The organism is Prevotella sp. MA2016 (genome assembly GCF_000619825.1).
Lineage (GTDB): Bacteria > Bacteroidota > Bacteroidia > Bacteroidales > Bacteroidaceae > Prevotella.
On record NZ_JHUW01000007.1, the window covers coordinates 391,200 to 413,236 of the forward strand.

General features: G+C 50.4%; 11 protein-coding genes. 4 read left to right on the top strand and 7 right to left on the bottom strand.

The genetic code is table 11. The annotated features are described in order from the left end of the window. The first annotated feature begins 46 nt into the window (after positions 1-46). The 3 genes from T360_RS0104085 (at position 47) to T360_RS0104095 (ending at position 4,653) form a co-directional block, all read left to right on the top strand. A complete protein-coding gene (locus tag T360_RS0104085; RefSeq protein ID WP_028911654.1) occupies positions 47-2,545 on the top strand; it encodes a glutaminase family protein in 2,499 nt (832 codons plus the stop codon). 127 nt (positions 2,546-2,672) lie between these two features. Further along, positions 2,673-3,026, top strand: coding sequence for a PadR family transcriptional regulator (locus T360_RS0104090; protein ID WP_028911655.1), 354 nt, complete (start codon positions 2,673-2,675; stop codon positions 3,024-3,026). A gap of 52 nt (positions 3,027-3,078) precedes the next feature. Then, positions 3,079-4,653 carry a PspC domain-containing protein gene (locus tag T360_RS0104095; RefSeq protein ID WP_028911656.1) on the top strand — a complete coding sequence of 525 codons (1,575 nt, stop codon included), beginning with the start codon at positions 3,079-3,081 and terminating at the stop codon, positions 4,651-4,653. Between the two features lie 64 nt (positions 4,654-4,717). Here T360_RS0104095 and T360_RS0104100 read toward each other — a convergent pair whose 3' ends face one another. The 7 genes from T360_RS0104100 to T360_RS0104130 all read right to left on the bottom strand — a co-directional run bounded on the left by T360_RS0104100 (position 4,718) and on the right by T360_RS0104130 (position 20,496). Next, complete coding sequence (locus T360_RS0104100) at positions 4,718-8,287, bottom strand: glycoside hydrolase family 38 C-terminal domain-containing protein (protein ID WP_028911657.1); 3,570 nt, start codon at positions 8,285-8,287, stop codon at positions 4,718-4,720. Between the two features lie 29 nt (positions 8,288-8,316). After that, the gene (locus T360_RS0104105) at positions 8,317-10,245 is read right to left on the bottom strand and encodes a glycoside hydrolase family 97 protein (RefSeq protein ID WP_028911658.1); all 1,929 of its coding nucleotides are present in this window, start codon (positions 10,243-10,245) and stop codon (positions 8,317-8,319) included. Between the two features lie 10 nt (positions 10,246-10,255). Then, positions 10,256-12,376: a TIM-barrel domain-containing protein gene (locus T360_RS0104110; protein ID WP_028911659.1), complete on the bottom strand. Its 2,121-nt coding sequence runs from the start codon at positions 12,374-12,376 to the stop codon at positions 10,256-10,258. A 184-nt stretch (positions 12,377-12,560) separates the two neighbouring features. Then, entirely contained in the window at positions 12,561-14,129 is a 1,569-nt protein-coding gene (locus tag T360_RS0104115) for a DUF6377 domain-containing protein (RefSeq protein ID WP_051523349.1), read from the bottom strand. Positions 14,130-14,331: 202 nt separating this feature from the next. Next, positions 14,332-15,462 carry a SusE domain-containing protein gene (locus T360_RS0104120; protein ID WP_028911661.1) on the bottom strand — a complete coding sequence of 377 codons (1,131 nt, stop codon included), beginning with the start codon at positions 15,460-15,462 and terminating at the stop codon, positions 14,332-14,334. Between the two features lie 19 nt (positions 15,463-15,481). Further along, positions 15,482-17,407 (bottom strand): RagB/SusD family nutrient uptake outer membrane protein, encoded by a 1,926-nt coding sequence (locus T360_RS0104125; RefSeq protein WP_028911662.1) that lies wholly within the window; start codon positions 17,405-17,407, stop codon positions 15,482-15,484. A 17-nt stretch (positions 17,408-17,424) separates the two neighbouring features. Further along, positions 17,425-20,496, bottom strand: a complete 3,072-nt coding sequence (locus T360_RS0104130) for a TonB-dependent receptor (RefSeq protein WP_231488086.1) — start codon at positions 20,494-20,496, stop codon at positions 17,425-17,427. A gap of 587 nt (positions 20,497-21,083) precedes the next feature. On the opposite strand from T360_RS0104130, the gene T360_RS0104135 reads away from it, so the two are divergent. Continuing rightward, complete coding sequence (locus tag T360_RS0104135) at positions 21,084-21,323, top strand: transcriptional regulator (RefSeq protein ID WP_028911664.1); 240 nt, start codon at positions 21,084-21,086, stop codon at positions 21,321-21,323. The last annotated feature ends 714 nt before the right edge of the window (positions 21,324-22,037 follow it).

Below are 22,037 nucleotides of genomic sequence, written 5' to 3' on the forward strand. Positions count from 1 at the left end.
TTTGCAATCGACTTATTGTATTTAACACAAAAATTAAAAACTTATTATGCAAAAGAAACTAACTACCTTATTAGGTATGGCACTGGCTGTAACCAGTGTCTTCGCACAGGCAGAGTTGTTTAAGCCTTACAAAGAAACAACACTCCGACTTCCTGCAGTACCCATCGTGGTTAACGACCCCTACTTCTCGATCTGGTCGCCTTACGATCAGTTGACCGAGGGTAGCACCCGACTTTGGACCAACGACGAGAAGCCGCTTGAAGGACTGCTGCGCGTGGATGGCACAGCCTACCGCTTTATGGGCGACAAAGAGCACAAGGTGCTAAAGGCCATCGCTCCTATGAGCGACGAGGCTGCCTGGGAGGGCCAGTACACAGAGACTAAACAGACTGACGGTTGGCAGAAGCCTGACTTTAATGCCGACGGCTGGCAGAAAGGTCGCGCTGCGTTTGGTAATGCTGGCGACAACATCCGCACAGGCTGGAGCAAGGAGCACAGCCATATCTACATCCGACGCGAGATTAACCTGACTGCCGACGATTTGAAAGGCGATCTGTACGCTCTCTACTCGCATGATGACGCCTGCGAGCTCTACATCAACGGCACACAGGTGGCTACAGGACGCATGGATGCCGTATTCAACGAGTCGGTACGCCTCTCGGCCGAGCAGAAGCAGCTGCTGCATGAAGGCAGAAACGTGATGGCACTGCACGTGTATAATAATGGTGGCGGTGCCTATGCCGACTTCGGACTCTATGCCAACGTAGGTATAGAGAACAAAAGCGTAAAGACCGCCCAGCAGCAAGATGTAGATGTGATGGCCACACAAACGTACTACACCTTCGGTTGTGGCCCTGTCACACTCAACGTGGTATTCACATCGCCCATGCTCATCGATGATCTCGACCTGCTCTCCATCCCCGTTTCGTACATATCGTACCAGGTTAAGAGCAACGACCGCAAGAAACACGATGTGCAGATGATGCTCATGGCCAGTCCACTCATTGCCACCAACAAGCCTCATCAGCCTACAGAGTCAACCGTAGTGAGCGCGCAGGGTACCAAGTACCTGAAGACGGGCACCATCGATCAGCCTATCCTAGCCAAGAAAGGCGATGGCATCGGTATCGACTGGGGCTATCTGTATCTCTCAGAGATCAATGGTCGTGTAGCACTCGACAGCTACAACAACATCATGGCAGGCTTTACTGCTAACGGACAGTTGACTGCCGGACAGCAGCAGGTGCGCGCCTACAAGCAGACCGATACCCCTGTACTGGCCTACGTACACAACTTTGGTAAGGTTGACCAGCAGCCACAGTCGTCGTTCACCCTCATCGGCTACGACGAGGTGCAGGACATCGAATATATGTACCAGCGCTACAAGGCCTACTGGGCCCACGGCGGCAAGGTGAGCATCTTTGATGCCTTCGACAAACTGAGTCGCAACTACCTGGACATCATGCAGCGCTGTCGCCAGCAGGACAAGCAGATTTACGATGACGCTCTGACCGTGGGAAATGTGGAGTATGCCGAAATCCTCTCGGGTGTTTATCGCCACGTACTGGCTGCCCATAAGCTCTTTGAGGACAGCGAGGGACATCTGCTGTATTTCTCGAAAGAGAACAACTCGAATGGTTGCGTCAATACCGTCGATTTGACTTATCCTGAAGCACCACTATTCCTGAAGTATAATACCGACCTGCAGAAGGCCATGATGACCAGTATTTTTGAGTATAGTCGCTCTGGTCGCTGGACCAAGCCTTTTGCTGCTCACGACCTGGGTACCTACCCCATCGCCAACGGTCAGGTATATGGCGGCGACATGCCGCTCGAAGAGGCTGGCAACATGCTCACACTGGCTGCCCAGCTGTGCCTGCAGGATGGCAACATCGACTACGTGAAGCCCTACTGGGACATCATGACTCAGTGGACCGACTATCTGGTAGAGAACGGACAGGACCCCTCGAACCAGTTGTGTACCGACGACTTTGCCGGTCACTGGCCCCACAACTGCAACCTCTCGGTTAAAGCTATCATGGGCGTAGCCGGCTATGCCATCATGGCCCGTATGAAGGGCGACAACGCTACTGCCGACCGCTACATGAACCGTGCCCGCCAGATGGCTAAGAAATGGGAGGCCGACGCACGCGAGGGTGACCACTACAAACTGGCTTTCGACCGTCAGAACACATGGAGTCAGAAGTACAATATGATCTGGGACAAATTGTGGAACACCAACCTGTTTGGATCCGAGGTGATGCAGCGCGAGGTGAGCTACTATCTGAAGCAACAGAACCAGTACGGTCTGCCTCTCGACATCCGTAAGGACTACACCAAGACCGACTGGATTATGTGGAGTGCCGCCATGGCCAATGATAAGGACACCTTCCTGCAGTTTGTTTCACCTATTTATAAATATATGAACGAAACAGGCTCGCGCGTTCCTACAAGCGACTGGCACGACACCAAGACCGGACTGATGATTGGCTTTAAGGCCCGCTCGGTATTGGGTGGCTACTGGATGCGCCTGCTCACCAAATAAAGGGGCTAAAGTTAACAGCCTAATTGTTAAATAGATATAATTCCTTGCAAAAACTTGGTACTTTGTAATACAAGGTACTGAGTTTTTGCTTATCTTTGCCGCAGAAATCTTTTAAAACGGTAAAGATATGAACATCGAAAATGCAAAGTCGCAAATGCGTAAAGGTATGCTGGAGTACTGCGTTCTGCTACTCCTGGAGCATCGCCCGTCGTATGCCAGCGACATTATCCAACAACTAAAAAATGCCGAGCTACTGGTGGTTGAGGGCACACTCTACCCACTGCTAACCCGACTGAAGAACGACGGTTTGTTACAGTACGAATGGCAGGAGTCAACACAAGGTCCGCCACGCAAGTATTACGCCTTGAGTCCCGAGGGGCACAAATTCCTCGAAGGTCTGGATACAGCCTGGCAGGAACTCTCAAACACCATTTACTATCTAAAAAATGTCACACCTAAATTATTGGAGGCAAAAGAGTGAAGAATTGAAGAATTCAAAAATTGAAAGAGTGAAGAATTGAAAAATTGAAGTTATGAAAAAGAATATTACCATCAACCTGTGTGGGCGCCTGTTTCAGATAGACGAGGATGCCTACGAACTGCTTCAGCAGTACATTAACTCGCTCCGTTCATCGTTTGGCAAGCAAGAAGGCGGCGATGAGATTGTAGATGACATAGAGGCCCGCATCGCCGAACTGTTCGACGAGCTCCGCCAACAAGGCATCGAAGCCATCACCATCGAGCATGTGAAGGAGATTATCACCCGTATCGGTAAGCCCGAAGAGCTAACCGGCGAGGAGGGTGAGAAGCAACAAGAAAGTAACGGAACCAACTGGGAGGAGCAAGCCCGTTCGGCTGGCCAGAAGATTTATGAGAATGTACGCGCCCGGGTAGCAGGTAAGAAACTGTATCGCAACCCCAAGGATAAAATGCTGGCAGGTGTAATGTCGGGGTTGGCAGAATATACCAATACCGACCCTGTCATCTGGCGTTTCCTGGCTGTTTTGTTTACTTTATGCTATGGTGTAGGAATCCCGATGTATATCGTCATGGCACTCATCATCCCCGAAGCCAAGACTCCCGAACAGTTGCTGCAAATGGAAGGCAAGGACGTAACGCCACAAAACCTGGCCGACGTAGTAGTAGAAAAAGAAAAACAGCCCGTACAGTCACCCAGCGTTATACGGCTGTTGTTCACCATCTTCTTGAAGATAGTGATTGCTTTTTCTGTCATCATCTCAATCATCGTGTGCATCGCCCTGTCGTTCGGATTCTTTGGTGTGCTCATTGCCACGGTTAGTGCGATGGTTCTGCCACTAAACAGTACCCTACCGTTCAGCCTCGGAGCTATGGGACTCGAAGGAGCATGGATTAGCAATCCCAAGATGCTCATCATCTTTGTAATTTCCCTGTTCCTGGTATTGCTTCTGCCCATCTATGCCATTATCCACATGGTGCTTTCGCTGGCCGGAAAAATCCGTCCTATGGGTATCGTTCAGCGCATCGTAAACATCGTGCTTTGGCTTATCGCCATATGCATCGCAGTACCCTTAGGCATTACCATTGTCAATTATCAGAATGAATACTACCAGGAGCGTTACCAAATCAATTCTACCACCACCTATCAGGGGGTAAAAATGAATGAGGAAGATGCCGATTTCCTGCGCCGAGGCGACTGGCAGCTGATTAAGGCCCAAAACTGCAACCATTACACCTGGTGCGGCGACGACTATCTGGGCAGCAATGATGTGCGTTTTCTGGATGTGTATAACGCCCACTGCAAGGAAGAGTTCCAAGTAGAGCGACGTGAGAAAGTTGAGCCAGGCATCTACCAGCTTACCTGCTATGCCCGCGCCGAGGGCCCAGGCACCTTTGTTTATGCCAATAGCAGCGAGAAGATACTACGCCCTATCCCTGTAAAACCCGACTCGGTAGAAGGCATGGGCTGGTATCCCATCACCATCGACAGCATCGTAGTGAACAGTGGTTCCATAGGCTACGGCATGTCGTCAGACGAAGCATTTACCGGCGAGCCCTGCCGCGCCAAATACTTCTCGGCCATGGACTTCAAACTCACCCGCATAGCCGACCTGCAAAACAAGAAATAATAGTATAAGTATTGCCATAAAAAAAATAGAGAGAGTCGATTTTTCAACTCTCTCTATTTTGTATTTAGTAAACCTCTAACTCGTAGATGCGGGCGGCAGAGGCCTTATCCTGCGTGGGGTTTATCACATAGAGACGCAGGTAACGAACCGCAGTGGGCGTAAACGAGCGATCGGTATAGTTGTTGCGATTGCCATCGAACATATCAAGCGTGCGCCAATCTTCGCTCTCGCTGTTGCGACCTTGCAGCAGACAGGTACGGGTGATATAGGCCGACTGCTCGGTAGCGGCACTTAACAGGCGCCAACGGCTGACAGTCTTTTGTGCGCCAAGGTCGAAGCTCACGTAGTTGGGAGCTGCCTGGGCATCGCACCATTTGGTGCTGGCATCGCCATCCATCAGCATGGCAGCACACTCGCTGGCGTCAACCTCGCCTGAAGTGCCGATAATCTTGGCATCACGCAGCAGGTTCTGCTGTGGCTGGGCGGCCTGTGCCAGCTGTTGGGCTGCAGGCAGAATAGACGTCTGGAACAAAGGAGCGGCAGCAGCACCATCCTTGGTATCGTTGGCCACGGTAGCTGCAAAGATGACCACATGCTCATCCTGAGGCAACTGCACGGTGCGGGCACCCTTAGGCAGATCGATACGCACGCGATACATATATGTAAACTCATAAGGCTCGTCGCCAGAACCTGAATGGCGATGAGTACCCACCCAGGCAACTTCGGCATCCTTCAGATAACCTATGGTCTGACCATCGTGGCCCCACTGGCCGATAAAGCCTGTGTAGTAAGGCACGCTCACCAACTGCTGCTTGCCACCAACGGTGAACGCTGCCTGACGGTCGTCGTTATCAGAAGCCACCAGCAGATAGAGATGGCGATAGTCCTTGTCGGTAGGCAACTGCAGGGTCTGCCCTTTGCAGGTGAGACCGTTGGCTGCATCTTTCTCGCCGAAGCTGAAGGGAATGTCGCCCACGGTGAGCCCCTCGTCGGGCAGCAGTTCGGCAGCATAGCTATAGCCACCCTCAAAATTGGCCGAACCACGGAACTCATTGAAACTGAAGCAATGGCGGTCGTAGTCGAGGGCTAATGCCTGAGCATCAACAGCAGTAGCTTTCTGACCAGCCAACTGCACCTTGTAGGTCTTCACACTATAGGGTTTGATATCCACCAAGAGCTGTGTACCATCGGTCTTGGCTTCACCTAAGGTACGCTCGGTACCATCGGCCTCAACAGCCTTCACAATGCCAGCAGGGAAGCTGATGCGCGCCTGCTGGTTACCCTTACCGCTCATCTCATACACACGAATGACATACTCATCACTCACCTCGGCACGCTTCAGGGCGCGTACCACCACATTCTCATTATCTGAGCTTACAAACGAGAACTGGCGACCTAGGCTGCCGGCATGACGGTCGGTGAGGAAGGTGCGCAGCGGGCTGTTGAGACGGTCGGCCTGGCGCACGGCGCTCACTGCATTGAGAGCTCCCTCATGGCCCACCAGACTATAGGTGAACACATGGTGACCAAAGTCCTGACGCGCCTGATAAGTATAACGGTTTGAAGGTTTTGGAGAGTAGAGCAGCGACAGGCGCAGGGTGTTGTCGGCAGGTTTATCCCAGCCATAGCGCGAGTCGTTGAGTAAGGTCACGCCGTAGTCGCCCTTGCTATCGGTCAGGTCGGTCCACTCATGGGCATAGACCTCAAAGCTATTGTCGCGGTTGTTACCACGGCGCACACTACCCAGACCGATGTCGTAGGTTGCCTCAGCATTAGCTACGCCCAGTGCAAACTCGGCCTTCAGAAGGGCATTGAGTGAGCGCCAGTCAACCTCATTTTCAAAGTCGATGCGGTCGGCCTGTGCACCCTCATAGAGATGGATGCGCTGGATGATATCACTCTCACCATATTTCTTCTTGATAACCAATGTCTGGCGCAGGGTGCCGGGCTCTAATGAGATCTGAACACCATCGTGCACAGCCACTGGCGTCTTGTCGAGAGTAGGCTTCAGTATCTCCCAGGCAGGCCAAGCCTCTGAGCGGCAGTCGTCAAACACCACCAGGCGCAAGCTCTTGCCAGGAGCCACAAGCTGCTTGCCACAGCGCTTGTCTATCAATGATACAACATCTCCATAGTTATCCACGGTGAGCTGATAGCGCGACGACTCAATCGTGCGACCCTGCTGGGCAGGTGCTATCTGCTTCTTGCCAGCGGCCTTCACGCCATATACTGCCATACACGTAGCAGGCACCTCAGCATCAAAGAGCAGCACACGCTTGCCACCACGCTCTACCACCTGCGATGCCACGGTGCGCCCCTTGGCATCGGTGACACGATAGTCGCGACCATCAGTCAGCTCAACCTGTGCAATCGCACGGACGGGCGTTGTCTCATTGTTGTAAACCACAACAGGCTGTCCAGAGACACGTGTGTCCATCAGTCGAGCTACACCTGAAACGCTGTGTGTCAACACATCAGAAAACTTTTTCAGTGCCAGCAACTCGTCGTTCCAAGAGAATTCGTAGGCACGGGGAATGCTGGTGCCAGTGAGATCGTCGTGGAACTGATGCCAGATAACGCGCTTCCAGGTATCGGTCATAGCAGCAGCCGGATACTTGGCAGCACCCAACCAGTCGGCCATTACAGCAGTGCGCTCAGCGGCATCGCCCAGATGCTCGTTCTGACGGTTATACAGTTTCATGGCTGCCTGCGAGGTGTAACAACCATTGCCATGCACATCCATAGGCAACTCTCCATCAAACACGGGCAGCTCAGGGTGTTTGTCGAAAGGCAGATAATCCTTGTATATCTGGTCGCTGGTGGCACTCACAATCTTGATAGGACCAGCGCCCTTGATACCCTTTTCGAGTGCACGTACCGAAGCGATGGTGGGCGAACCACCGATATCGCCAGTGCCATAGTAGCGATAGGCCTGACCGAGCGGACTTTCACCTATCTCACGCAGCAACTGCTGGTTCTGCGACAGGTCTTCATCCTGATAGCGCTGACTGTAGTTGAAGCCGTGGGTCATCATGATACGACTGCCGTCGATGCCTTGCCACAGCCCGATGGTATAAGGATAGCGCTTGCCGCCCTCGTAGAAGGGGTTGGTACGCCATACCAGTTTCTGTGACGAGAAACCAATCAGGCCGCAATGGGCAGCCAGCGTGGGCAGTGTGTAGCCAAAACCAAAGCAGTCGGGCAGGAACACATCAGTGCTCTCAGTGCCAAACTCCTGGCGGTAGAACGTCTGACCCAGTGTGGTGTTTCGCAACCACGACTCGGGTGAGCAGATAATCACCTCGTTGGCATCCCAGCTACTGCCAGACAGATGCCAGCGACCGTTGGCCACATAGTGCTTCAACTCGGCATACTGCAGGGGATAGTACTCCTTCATCCAGCTGTACTTCACAGCACCCTCAAAATTGAAGATGTAACTGGGATACTTCTTCAAGAGCATCAAGTTCTGATCGAGCGTTGCTCTCACGTAGTCACGAATGGTGGTCTGCACGTCCCAGTTCCACTGAGTGTCAAGATGTGCATCAGACACCATGTAGGCTTTCTTTTCTGACTGCGCTACAGCTCCCGAAGAGAGTAGCGCAACCATAGCCACTGATAAAAGCTTTTTTGACATAAGTTTTTTAAAAAGTTTAGTTAGTTTTATTATTCTATCACACCACACCAACCTCCATTCCTAGCAAGGCGGAGTGTTAACGTGTCGTCGGGTGATACGTGTTGGTTGAATCGCTGATAGTCAACAGCGATGCGATGGGCATTACGACCATCGCGGAAGCCTGTGAGCAGGCCATCGGTTTTAAGGAAGTCTAGTTTGATGGTGAGCTGCTGGGGCTTACTGCCCGTCATGGCACCTATATACCACTTAGCACCCTTGCGGCGGGCCACCACATAGTGGCTACCTACCTGAGCTGAGAGCACACGACTCTCATCCCACGTGGTGGGCACCGAGGCGATATAGCGTGTACACTCATCTTCGCGCATGTAGCGGGTTGGACTGTCAGCAAGCATCTGCAGTCCGCTCTCAAAGCACACATACATAGCCATCTGGTAAGCACGTGTGCCAGAGCCCATAGGCAGCGACCCACTGCCATGATTATCTTCGGGCTGGGCTGAAGCCATGGAGCCTGGCGTGAAGTCCATGGCACCTACAGCGTTGCGGATGAAGGGCAGCCAGATGGTGTTATCGGGCACGCATCCGGCGCCATTCTCCAAGCCACGCACACCCTCATACGAGATGACATTGGGATAGCGTATCTCCAGACCTGCCGGTTTGAACGAACCATGAAAATCCACAATCAACTTGTTTTTGGCGCACTCGCTGGCCACACGCTCATAGAAGTTCACCATCCACTGGTCGCTATGGTCCATAAAGTCGATCTTCAATCCCTTTACACCCATGTCGGCGTAGTATTTGATGAGGTCCATATGGTTCTCTACTGTCAGCCAGGCCAGCCATAAGATAACACCCACGCCACGCTGGCGACCATACTCTACCAATTGGCGCACGTCGATATCATCGCGTGTAGTATAGGGGTCGCGCACGTCTTTATTCCAACCCTCATCGAGCAGAATATACTCCAAGCCATACTGGGCAGCAAAATCGATGAAGTACTGATAGGTTTGATTGTTGATGCCTGTTTCGAAATCCACATTCCAGATAGTCCAATGGTTCCACCAGTCCCAGCTCACCTTGCCGGGCTTTATCCAGGAGACATCGGCCAACTGGCACTGTCCGCCCAGCACGCGTTCCATCTCATTGGCGGCGATGGTCTTATCATCACCTACCACCATAAAGCGCCAAGGGAACGAGCGCTTGCCATCGGTACGAGCTATGAATGGTTGCTCTTTGGTGATGTTGAAACCACGATCGCCGATAGGCTCCCACGTTGCAGGCGACTTGGGAAAGACGGTGGTTAGGGTACTGTTGCCAGCACTCTTCAGGAACATAGCAGGATAGTCACGCACGTCGCTCTCCGACAGGAGCAGTTTGGTGCCACGTTCTGTTTCCAGCAACACTGGCAGATGGGTCATCTCGTCGGCAGACTGATAGTCGGCCAGTGCCACATGGGTATAAGGTTCCTCATACGATGTCCAGAAAGAACGCGTCTTTGACAAGTGGGCCTGTGATGATGCAGGCAGGCGCAGTGCAAGCAACTCGTTGGTGATATCAACCTTTCCCTTTCTGTCGATCAAGAAGCGGTAGGCTATACCATTATTATACGCGCGAAACTCAACGCTATATCGACCTGCAAAGCGCATCGTAAGTTGTTGAGCCTCATCGCGCGAGAAAGCATTCTTGATTGGTACCACATTGGGCAACAGCCTACTGATGAACTGACGCTGCACGCCCTTCACCTTTGGCTGCACACCCAAACACTCTTGCTGTACCTGAAGGCACAGTGCACTAGGCTTAAGAATCTGTTCGTCGCCATAATATACACTCATACGAAGCGTATCGCCGGTGGTCACCTCCAGACGGATGCGACCATCAGGCGAGGCAATGCGTTCGGTTGCAGCCTGTGCCAGAGCACAGCACTGCAACAACATGAACACAGAAAAAAGGATCTTCGTCATAAACATATGGTTATTTGATAGTGAATGTAAGTGCGTCGCCAGACTTCCATGGTGTGTATTTCACCTTGCCGCCACTCACGAAGCCTACTCTTACTTGACGTACTACCGGAGCCATAGAACCCTCCTTCTGGCAGAGCGTCACCTTGAGTTGCTTCTTCTGCTTCACAGCCTTCAGTTCGGTAAGGCGATAGTCACCTTTCTTATAATCAAAGCCGTCGCCCTTATCCTCGTAAAGCTGTCCCTGAGCCTGACCATTGGCATCTACACACACCAACAGGGTGAGCGAGTCGGTACGCATCTCGGCTGTGCTCTGTGCCAGATTAGCCAGAGGTATGATAGAGCCGGGGCGCTGGCGCAGTTCGGCCTGATAGCTGTCGGTATTGTTTTCGAGTGTAAAAGGCTGCCAACTGCCATCATCGGGCTGAGCCACTTCGGTAGCCCACTGGGGGCGTACCATAAGGTCGGCTCCCAACAGGAAGGCACGATCTTCGCTACGCAAACTCAAATCCTTAGGATTGCTCATAAACAATGGGCGCATCACAGGCATACCATCTACACTGGCCTCGCGGAAGCAGGTGTAGATATAAGGCATGAGCATGTAACGGCGGTTGATAGCTGTACGGCACACGTCGAGCACCTGACCATCGAAGGCCCAAGGCTCCTGATCTACGGTTCCCTTGGTGTTGTGGTTGCGCACAAAGGGGAAATATACGCCCACTGCCGTCCACTGTGCCAGCAGCTCGGCGTTAGAGTTCTCGCAGAAACCGCCGATATCAGGACCATTGAAAGGCTGACCGCTCAGTCCGAGTGTAAGCGTCATGGGCACGCTGAGCTTCATGTGGTCGGGCGAAGAGAGATTATCGCCAGTCCAGGTGGCAGCATAGCGATGACCACCCAGGAAGTTAGAGCGCGACAGGATGAACGGACGCTTCTGTGGATTAGCCAGCAGCAGACCCTGACGACTGGCACGCACCATGTTCATACCAAACACATTGTGGAAACGCAAGTGTGGACCAGGGATGCCGCCATCGCCATTCAGATGCTGATTGTCGCGGGGCATAGTAGTCTCAGGAAGTCCGAACGAGGCTGGCTCGTTCATATCGTTCCACACGCCATCCACGCCCTGAGCCATAAAGTCCTTATAAAGTGTAGCCCACCATGTGCGCACTTCGGGACGGGTGAAATCGGGGAAGTGTACGGCTCCTGGCCATACTTCGCCTACGAAAGGCTTACCATCCTTGGTCTTCACCCAGTAGTCGCCGGCTGTGCCCTGGTCATCTACAAAATAACCTTCCTCGGCCTTCACACCGGGATCGATCATATACACACTCTTAAAATTGTGCTGGTGCAGATAGTCATTTAGCTTCTTAGGATTGCTGAAACCCTTGGGGTCGAACGTAAAAATGCGGTAGCCATCCATATAGTCGATGTCCATCCAGATCACGTCGGATGGAATACGGTTGCTGCGCAACTTATCAGCCACCTCCATTACCTGTGTGTCGGGGTAATAGCTGAACTTGCACTGCTGGTAACCCAGCGACCACAGTGGGGGCAGCGACATCGTACCGGTAAGACTAACCAGCGCCTGCATCAGAGCCTGAGGACTCTGGCGCTCAATCACAACTACACGGAAGGCAGGGCCCTCGCTATCGAAGACCACCTGATGGTCGGCAGTGGTTATCTTCTGGCGCCAGGTGTTATCGGCAATGATACCAAAGGCAGTACCGTCCTTACGCAGCCCCATCACCCAAGGATGACTCTGGTAGAGGTGTGTGCCACCATCCATGCCATAGGCTGGGGTATCAACATTCCACAACTCGATAGTACGACCATTACGGCGCAGCGGACCGGTCACCTCGCCTGTGCCATAAAAATCTACATCGTCGGCAACCTGAATGGTAGCCAGACTATGACCGTCTTTCTGACTGAACACCACATGCAGAGGCCACTGGTCGGCCAGCGGCAGTACCGCTGCAGGCTCTTGCTCGAAGATAGGTGATGGCTGATGCTGCTTGGCATCATAGTGGGCGGGATAGAACACTGCCACACTATCGGTAGTCATAAACACTGTTTGAGCCTTGATAGCATTCAGGCTCAACAAAATAATTACTAATGTTAGAATTCGTTTCATTTATCAATATATGTTTTACGTTATATTCGCGTACAAAATTACTATTTTTATATCAAATAAGAAATAAAACAAGCCATTGTATAATCGCTCGCAAGTCATATTTAAAAGAAACGGCTGATAATCAGCAAGTTCAGCCAAGTTAAGTTTAATTTTTGTATAATCAGAGTTTAGGGGTTCAGCAGCGCTATATCTCCATGATGAGACGTTCAAACTGCTCATTGTCAACCGTAGAACGGTTTTTTATTCTTGTTTTATACGTGTTGACCGTATGTGTAGAATAATCAAGAAACTTGGAAATGCGATCGCTATCGGTAATGCCCAGACGAATCAGCGCAAAGATACGCATCTCGGGGGTCAGCGAATGGCTGTTGGGAGGATCTTTACGGTCTTTCTCCTCAAACAGCGCATTATAACGCTCCACAAAGTTGGGGAAGATATTCAGGAATGTCTGGTCGAAGGCCTGATACATCGCCTCGCGCTCATCGTCGAGCGTAGCCTTCTTCACCAGCGCCATCAGGTCGTCTATCTGGTGGGCAGCTATCTTTCGCTCGATAGAGAGATAGAGTTTCTCTAGTTTGGTGATATACTCAGCGTTGATATAGAACGAACGACCGATATAGGCATTCTTGATCTTGGCATCCTCCTGCAACTGGCGATTGCTACGCTTGAGCTGCTCCAACTGACCGGCAATGGTCTCACGGGCCTCCAGTAGTTTGCAATTCTTGCGACGAATAGTGCGGAAGCCCAACAGACAGGCCAACAGCAGAACGACAAACAACCCTGTAGCTACAAAGAGCCAGTTGCGCTGACCACGCATACTGTCGTAGCGGTCTTGCTCGATGATGGGCAGGATATCATTAATCTCTACCTTGCGCAGACGGGTTCCGTAGAAATTCACATCCTCAAGCGCCTGATGCACATAGGTGCTTGAACGCTCGTGCTCACCATGCTTGAAGATAAGTCGCGCCAAATGATAAAGGGCTGTTATCTCACGTGTCGCCGTCTCATTATCGGCAATGGCCGACTGGGCGAAATAAGCGATGGCCTTATCCTCATGCTCCAACGAGAGATGAGCCCATGCCATCTCGGCCATCGCCTTGGCACGCATATGCAGATTGTCTCCACAGCCATCAAGCACGTGCTGCAGCGACTCAAGCGCCTTCTGGTGCTCATGCTCACGCAACTGGCGCGAACCCGTCACCGACCACCACATACAGGAGTTGGGCGGCACGATCTGCTTGAGTGAGTCGAGATAACCATTACTGATGGTGATATACTTGGTATAAAAAGGCTCCTCCCTTACGTAGTCGGCCATACTGCGCCACAGCTGGCTGTTAATCTCGTAATAGTCCTCCAGCAGTTTGCCGCTGAGCACGCTACGGTCAACCGACTGCAGCATATCGTTGGCCTCGCTCAGGATACCTGCCGACACCAATGAGAAGGCAATGGCCTCCTTCGACTGCGCAATATATTGATGGTTTCTTTGGCGATTGGCCAACTCCAGACAGGCATAAGAGTAATGGCGGGCAGAATCGTAACAGTAAGACTTATACTCGTTATACAACGCGTACATCTGTTCAAACTCATGCCCTTCAGCAGTGGCTTTAGCCATGCCGTCCTTTAATTCCTGAATACGATTGACACGCTGTTTTTCAAAATAACTATGCTTGGCAAGACTGGCATCGAGCTTTTCTAACCAACCAATAGTCGTCTTATCTAGTGCTGCGTTTACCGACGTAGCAAATAGTATCAATAAGTATATTAGTATTGGTTTCCTTATCATTTTAGTCTGAGTCTTCGTTAATTGCGCCCCAAAATTACGAATTTAAAACAAACAACAAGGCATATCAATTCAAATTATAACAATAATTAACGGCTACATAAATAAAAGGGCAATCAGTGGCTCACGATATAGCCACCAACTGCCCCGGGGGAAAATACTAACTTTACTACTTTTAATCTGCAGGTTCAAACTTGGTCCACATGTCTGTGGCCAACAAACAGAGTGTCAGCGTGTAGCGACCGCTTACTGAGGGCACCCACTTCACGTCGCCACCGTTGTCCTGATAACGGAAGGGTGACAGACGATGATCACTCACGGGGTCGGCATTATAGTCGGGTGCGAAGAAGAAGGGATCGCCCCAGCCATTACCAACACCAATCTTAAACTCACCACCAGCATTGAAATCGCCAGTCCAAGCATAATAATATGGTTCGCGTGAGCTACCTACCATCTCCAGACGGCCGTTAGAGGTGTTGGTGTTCCAACCTACCGAACAGCCGTTACCACAAATCCAGATCTGTCCTGGTGTGGGCAACTGAACGATGTCAAGTACACGACAGTCGTTGAAGCCGACGTTGGTATCCACGATAACCGTACGCTTGCCATTGCCATCGAAACGGAAATCGCGCACGTCACCGTCTGTATAGTACTCCAACTGCTCGCCTTCGGCCATACCATAGGCAGGATAAGCCTCTGGTGTGGTGGTGAAGTGGAACTTGCAGGCACTCATGTTCAACGTAGCCTCGTAGATGCCAGTACCCAACTGGCGCTGATCCAGACGCTGGGTACTCTTCTTACCATCATCGGTGGTAATCTGCATGTACAGGTAGGGTGAGTATTTCTCGTAGCCTGTAGCTGTGAACTCGACAGTCGAGAGCTCAGGCTTGATATAGCGCTGCTCGTTCTTGAAGACAGCCAGCAACTGAGCTGTCACCTTGACAGCCTGTCCGGGCAGGGCCCACTGGCTCAGCAGACTATTCAGCTCGTCGTGGGTCATCGAGTAAGTCAGGTTAGTACCCAACTCCTTATAGTCGGAGTGGCTGTCTTTCTGACCGGTGGGATAGAGGCATAACTTATAGCTGATGCCCTCGGTAGCAGGGTCGGCATTCGTAGCCGCATCCCAACTGAAGGTAACAGCCGTCTGGTCGGCAGCACTCTTGCTGAGGGTAATCTCCTCAACCGAGCTCTTCACGTGCATCTCGTCGGGGTTCTCCTCCAGCGTGAAATACTCTGGATCCTTGTTGCACGATGTGAACAGCAGTCCTGTGCACAAGGCACTGAATATCATTGCATATTTCTTCATAATCGTATTCATTTATAGCTTAATTACCATTTTCGTTTACCCAGAATGGGGCCTCGCGCAAGTTGGGGTTCTTCTCGTACTCGTCGATATAGATAGGCATCCAATAGTACTGGCGCTTCCAGATACGGGTCTGGAACACAGTGCGCTTGAAGAATTCCTCAGGCGTGCTACCCTGGAAGTTCATACCATAGTCGTCGCCACACATCTCGGGCAGGTTCTCTGCCTCCTTCCAGCGACGGATATCATACCAGCGGTTGTTCTCGCAGCACAGCTCCACACGGCGCTCGGCACGAATCACACGGCGCAGCTCGGCCTGGGTGTCATCCACATGGATGAACTTCTCGTCCATCGGGCTCACATCGGCAGTAGTGTATTGGCGCACACCAGCACGCTCACGGATACGGTTCAGATACTTCAGAGCCTCCTGGCGCGAAGCGCTGTTGTCGTAGCACTCGTTCACAGCCTCGGCATAGTCGAGATAGGTGAAGGCCAGACGATAGGTGAAGCCCTGACGTGGGGTAATTGATCCTGTCAGGTTATTATCGAGCACGTTCAATCCCTTACGAGCCAGGTAACCATTCTGTGGGGCATCGTGGGGTGATGATGTCTGGATATTATCACGACCGTTATAGAAGAAATCGTATTTACGATTGCCTACTGCCAACCAAGCACCGTGGAACGATACGGCATTGTAGAAACGGGGCTCGCGGTTGCAGTACATATTATAGGTACCACGGTCGGTAACCTGTCCGGGCTTACCTGTACCATACTCCCAGTTGGTGATATCCGAACGATCGTCGATAGTGGTTGACATGCCGTTCTCTACATAACCTGAGTTAGGATCGGTGATGGGCAGACCGTTCTTGGTGAAGAAGGCATCAACCAAACCCTGGTAAACACCCAGACCACAACCACCACCATACTCACGTACACTCACCTTAACCAGGAAGAAATTATAACTGTTATTCTTAGTTACAGGGAAGGTAATCTCGTGGTTACCCTCGCTCCAACGCTTGATGTGCACGTTATAGGTACTCATGAAGGGGTCGATCTCACCATTAGGACCTTTCTCGGTATAGAGGGCATAGCCAGCTTTCTCGGCCTCGTCGATACAGAGTTTCAAAGCTTCTACAGCACGCACCCATTTCTGAGGATCGTAGGAAGGATTAAAAATCTGTTCACCTTCGTTGTTCACATAATCCTTGTACCAAGGGTTACCATTCACCAACGGACTGGCGGCAAAGAGCAACATGCGCGAACGAACGGTGAGGGCCATGATGCGGTTGATACGACCATATTTCGAAGGATCGTCATATACAGCAGGCAGTGCCATAGCAGCCTCCAACATCTGCTTATCACAGTAGTCAACCACATCGTCGAACTTAGACTGACCTACCATCAAATCTGCCAAATCAAAATCGGTGGGTGCAATATAATCGGGCTTGAAGGGGATACCACCATGGTTTTCGGCCAACTGCCACCAGCCATAGGCAGTGAGGAACTTCACCTCGTTCTTCATGTTGTCAACCTCCGATTGTGGCAGGTCGTGATCAGGCATCGCCTTTACCATATTATTAAAGATGTAGCCATGACGGATATAACGGGGCATCATCATCCAGTAATTACCTTCCCACTGTGAGTTAATGGTCCACTGGCCAAAAATCTTTGGGATAACTTTGCTCCAATCCCACTGCTGCCAACGCTTTGAAGGAGTCATATCATCGGCGAACACCTCATAACCATCGGTCTTCAGCTCCCACTTGTCAGGAGTATGAATCACATTATAGACATAGGCCAACCATTGATAGACCTTTTCACGGTTCTCGAACACCATATCGGTGGTCAGCTCGGTATCAGGCTCCTTGTCGAGATAGTCGGAGCACGACACTAACGAGCCGCTGATGGCGCTAAGCGCACAGAAAATATATAGCAGTTTTTTCTTCATAACAATAATACGATAAACTAAAAGTTAATGTCGATACCGAACATCACAGAACGGTTCATTGGATATTTCAAACCATCGTTGGTACCCAATTCAGGATCCCACAGCTTGAACGACGAGAGGCAGAACAGGTTATTGCCACTGACATACACACGACAGCTCTTCACATAGAAACTCTGCAACCAAGACTTGGGCAAGGTATAACCAACCTCAAGAGTCTTACAGCGCAGGAAGCTCATATCCTTCTTCCACCATGTAGAACGACGGTAGTTGTTCACGTTAGGACCATAGGTCAGACGGGGCCAGAAGGCATATGGATCCTGATTGGTCTCTGTCCAGCGATCGTCGAGATTATAACTGTAGGCGTTACCCTCCGTAGTAGTACCACCACCAGGCAGGAAGTAAGGCTGATTACCAATCACACGATACATATCACCTGTGCCTTGGAAGAAGAAATTGAAATCGAAGTTCTTGTAGCTAATCACACCACCGAAACCATACACGATGCGTGGGTCTTCAGTACCACCAATGTAACCTTCGTCGGCCTCGGTAATAGCACCATCACCATCCACATCTACATACTTAATGTCGCCAGGATGCAGAATGGCAGCACCCACACCATCCTGTGTAGGAATACCATCCTTTAAGGTTCCGTCGGCATTAAAGTCGTCGTAGGTGAATAAGCGCTCAGCAACCAATCCCCACAACTCGTTCATTGAACGACCTGTAGCCGAACGATGGGTTCCCTTCAATGCTTCGGGCTCGTCTTTCTCATCCACACGGTTCTTGGCATAAGTAAAGTTACCATAGGCCGAAGTGAACAGGTCCTTGTTCCACTGCTTGTGGAAATTGAGCGTCACCTCAAAACCTTTGTTAGATACCTGACCGAAGTTAGCCCAAGGTGCCTTTACAAAACCAGTCTGAGTGGGGATGATGCTACGCTCCATAAAGATATTCTTACGCTTCTCACTGAAGATATCCACATTCATGTCGAGCATATTCCACAAACCAACCTCGACACCAAGGTTCTTCTTGGTAACAGTCTCCCAAGTCAGGTTCTCAACACCAATCTCACCTTCCGAGATACCCATCGGACCTTCCTCTGGTTTGTTATGACCATAATTACGCTGTCCGTTGGTTCCCCAGATGTAACCCTCTGCATCAGTCTTAAGAGTACCAAGATAAGCAAAACGACGACCACCAATGTTATCATCACCGGCCTGACCAATGCTGGCACGGAACTTGATCTTATGGAAGATGGGCTTCAGCTTTTCCATAAATGGTTCCTCGCTGAGCAACCATCCTACAGCCACAGAGGGGAAGAAACCAAAACGCTTACCCTTGGCAAAGTTCTCAGATCCGTTGTAACCGAAGTTGAACTCAGCCACATAGCGGTTGTCATAGGTGGCCGACAAGCGACCGGCGATACCCTGCTTACGATAGTCCTGGAAACTACCATCGTCGTAGGCCTGCTGGTTGTAGAGCAACATGGCATCCACATCGGTTTTACCAAAACGATGGTTATACATCAGGTCGGTCTCGAAATACACGCGGGTATTACCATATTCATTGCCCTGCTCGTTGCCCAGCGATTCATCGCCAGCTTCATGCTGCGAGTAAATCAGGTTACCCTCTTCATCACGTCCAGTAGCGGGGAATACGGTACTTGGTTTAGCCGTACGACTACGACGGCTACGGTTCCAGCGGTCGAAACTAAACAGACCCTTAGCCTTCAATCCAGGCATAATCATCTTCAAATCCTGCTCAACACTGAACAGAGTCTGAATTTTACTTGAAGTAATGAAGTCGTAACCTTGCTGAGTGACCGTACGCCAGGGGTTAGCACGATACGAAATCACAGGGATAGCACCATCACTATAACGGGCTGGATGCACGAAAGGCAAGGTACGGAAAGCCTCACCAAACGCATCATTGGTATTGCAACGCTGCTTCTTGAATCGGTTCAGATAACCACCAATGTTTACACGGAGCATGGTGGTCTTGGTCACGTCCATATCAATGTTGGTGCGCAGGTTATACTGCTGGTTGTTGGTTGCATTATCGAAAACCAGACTCTTATCCTGCTCCAGCAGACCTGTCTCCTTGAAATATGAAGTGACAATCGAGTAGCGCAGGAAATCGGAACCACCGCTCACTTCCAGATTGCCACGAGTGGTATAGGCATAGTCCTTGGTAATAGCATCCACCCAGTTCACATCGGGATAGAGGTCGGGATCATAGCCCGAGCGGGTGCGGTCTATCTGCTGCTGGGTGAAAGGTAGGGCCATATGGTCTTGAGCTGCCAGCTCGTTGAGCAGCGTCATATAGTCGGGCGCATTCAGGAATTTTGGCAACTGAGTGGGCTGGTTGATAGCGTGCTCTACATGGAAGCTTACCTGAGGGGCTCCAATCTTACCGCGCTTGGTGGTGATGACAATCACGCCGTTAGCACCACGCACACCATACATGGCCGAGGCCGAAGCATCCTTCAGGATTGAGAACGACTCGATTTCGGCTACATCCACATTGTTCAGATCGCGCTCCACGCCATCAACCAATATCAGTGGGTTGTTGCTGCCCGAAAAGGTAGAGATACCACGAATCCAGAAGTTTGAGTCATCGTAGCCCGGCTCACCAGAGCGCTGGATACCTATCACACCACTCAGCTTACCAGCCAGATTATTAGATAAGGTACGCGTAGTACCAAACTGCAACTCAGAAGGACGGATGGTCTCGATAGCACCGATGATAGATGCTTTCTTCTGACTGGTATAACCAGTGACCACCACTTCGGTAAACTCATTGGTCTCCTCCTCAAGCATCACATTGAGCAGGCGCGAACCGTTCACCTTCACTTGTTTGCTGGCAAATCCAATATAATTGAACTCCAGCGTGGTGCCGCTCTTTGCTGGCACATTGATACGGAACATACCATCGGCATCGGTGATGGCACGGGTTTCGGTACCCACCAATGTAACAGTTACACCAATAAGCGGTTCCTTCTGCTTATCAGTAACGAGACCTGTCACCTGAGTGGTCTGTACGCTTTGTGCCATAGCGACCGGAGCCGTAGGCAGCAACGGAGCAGCCATCAGCATAGTCAGACTGCAGAGCATCACAGAACTGGCAGGCAACCAGGAGTGACAGAATTTGGATAGTTGTTTGTTCATCATTTGTTAAATTGTTATATTGTTAGCCGTTGATTGATTTGCGATGCAAAATTAATATCTATAATCCTAAATCATGCTATCTATTCGGTTTGTATAACCTCCAATCTACTCTATCAAACAGCATAAACTCTGTCTATCAACCAGTTACACAACACCCACTTAACTATAATGTATAACGGAAATAAAAGCCAAATGCTTGCAGTTTTTCACCAAAAGACCTCACTCCATCCCTAACTAAATGTTAAATAATAACTTCTAAAGCGAAATATTTACGAAATAATTTGGTTTATTATAAACTTGTCTATATATGCACCGTAAACCCGACACAGTTGGCCTTTGATGTGCTTTCTGCAGGAGCACAGACAAGGCCGGAGAGTAGTAAACCAAAAGTAGAACATCATTAAAAACGAAACAACAATGGAAGAAAAGAATAACATGACTGCCGAGCGCAGTTTGGAGATCATTAGGGAGTCCCATTCTCATACAAAATCAAAAATAAGGAGGGAATTATGTTCAAACCACTAGACCCATTGCTACACTCCGAGCTGCGACTGGCAGTGATGTCACTGCTTATCAGTGCCGAAGAAGCTGAGTTCCCCTACATCAAAGAACAGACGGGAGCTACATCGGGCAATCTGAGCGTGCAGATAGACAAACTCTCGGCAGCAGGCTACTGTCGTATCACCCCTGCCGGTCTAAAAGCTTTTGAGGAGTATGTTGAATCGTTAAAGGGTTACCTGAAATTATAAAAAAACAAGCGAAGTAGCATTCAAGTTACTTCGCTTGTTTCTTAATACTCATCCTCGTTGAAGTTTAAAGGATGTGCTGATTCACAGCGAGTTACAAGGTTCTGTGCCATTATTGTGCCACTAATTTGGCAGTGATTTGCGACAAAAAGCCGCTCTATAGCGAGTCCTGGAAGCTTCATACGCTTTGCCATTTTTTTGATTTTTACGGCTACAAAAAGTTCGTTTATCCGCTCATTAGCTTATTGATTTAGACGATTTGACATGTATGGACACAGTTATCCCTGTATGTTGGCCAAAGCCTTCTTCACGAGAGCAGGCTGGCATCAACAGAGCCGTTCGTATCTGAAGATGTTATAGACAAGATAGGTCAGAGCTGTGGAAGCCTTGACGTGGTCCTTGTAGCCATAGTCATGCTTCTTCGTCAATACATCAAACTCCATTTCGAGGCATGGAGCGAAGAGGTGCTTTTGGGTGTACCTTTTTGCTTGTTTCTCAGACGGAGCTGGGCGTTTTGTGATTTTTTTAGCTAATAACGAGCAGAAAATTAGCCGGAAGCTGCCATTTGAAGTCAATTCTATAACATAGTTTAACTTTGTTTTTTTTGCAACTGCAATGCGGGTTAATGGATTTTCGTGGACGATAGTGATTTTCTATATAGAAAATTCACTTTTATGTGAAGCTTTAGATTTTTTTAGCGCATAAAAGTGTTTTCAA

Excerpts from the sequence above, each read along its gene's own strand:
- T360_RS0104085 (WP_028911654.1), top strand. The coding sequence starts at position 47 with ATGCAAAAGAAACTAACTACCTTATTAGGTATGGCACTGGCTGTAACC.
- T360_RS0104090 (WP_028911655.1), top strand. The coding sequence starts at position 2,673 with ATGAACATCGAAAATGCAAAGTCGCAAATGCGTAAAGGTATGCTGGAG.
- T360_RS0104095 (WP_028911656.1), top strand. The coding sequence starts at position 3,079 with ATGAAAAAGAATATTACCATCAACCTGTGTGGGCGCCTGTTTCAGATA.
- T360_RS0104100 (WP_028911657.1), bottom strand. The coding sequence starts at position 8,287 with ATGTCAAAAAAGCTTTTATCAGTGGCTATGGTTGCGCTACTCTCTTCG.
- T360_RS0104105 (WP_028911658.1), bottom strand. The coding sequence starts at position 10,245 with ATGACGAAGATCCTTTTTTCTGTGTTCATGTTGTTGCAGTGCTGTGCT.
- T360_RS0104110 (WP_028911659.1), bottom strand. The coding sequence starts at position 12,376 with ATGAAACGAATTCTAACATTAGTAATTATTTTGTTGAGCCTGAATGCT.
- T360_RS0104120 (WP_028911661.1), bottom strand. The coding sequence starts at position 15,462 with ATGAAGAAATATGCAATGATATTCAGTGCCTTGTGCACAGGACTGCTG.
- T360_RS0104125 (WP_028911662.1), bottom strand. The coding sequence starts at position 17,407 with ATGAAGAAAAAACTGCTATATATTTTCTGTGCGCTTAGCGCCATCAGC.
- T360_RS0104130 (WP_231488086.1), bottom strand. The coding sequence starts at position 20,496 with ATGGCTGCTCCGTTGCTGCCTACGGCTCCGGTCGCTATGGCACAAAGC.
- T360_RS0104135 (WP_028911664.1), top strand. The coding sequence starts at position 21,084 with ATGTTCAAACCACTAGACCCATTGCTACACTCCGAGCTGCGACTGGCA.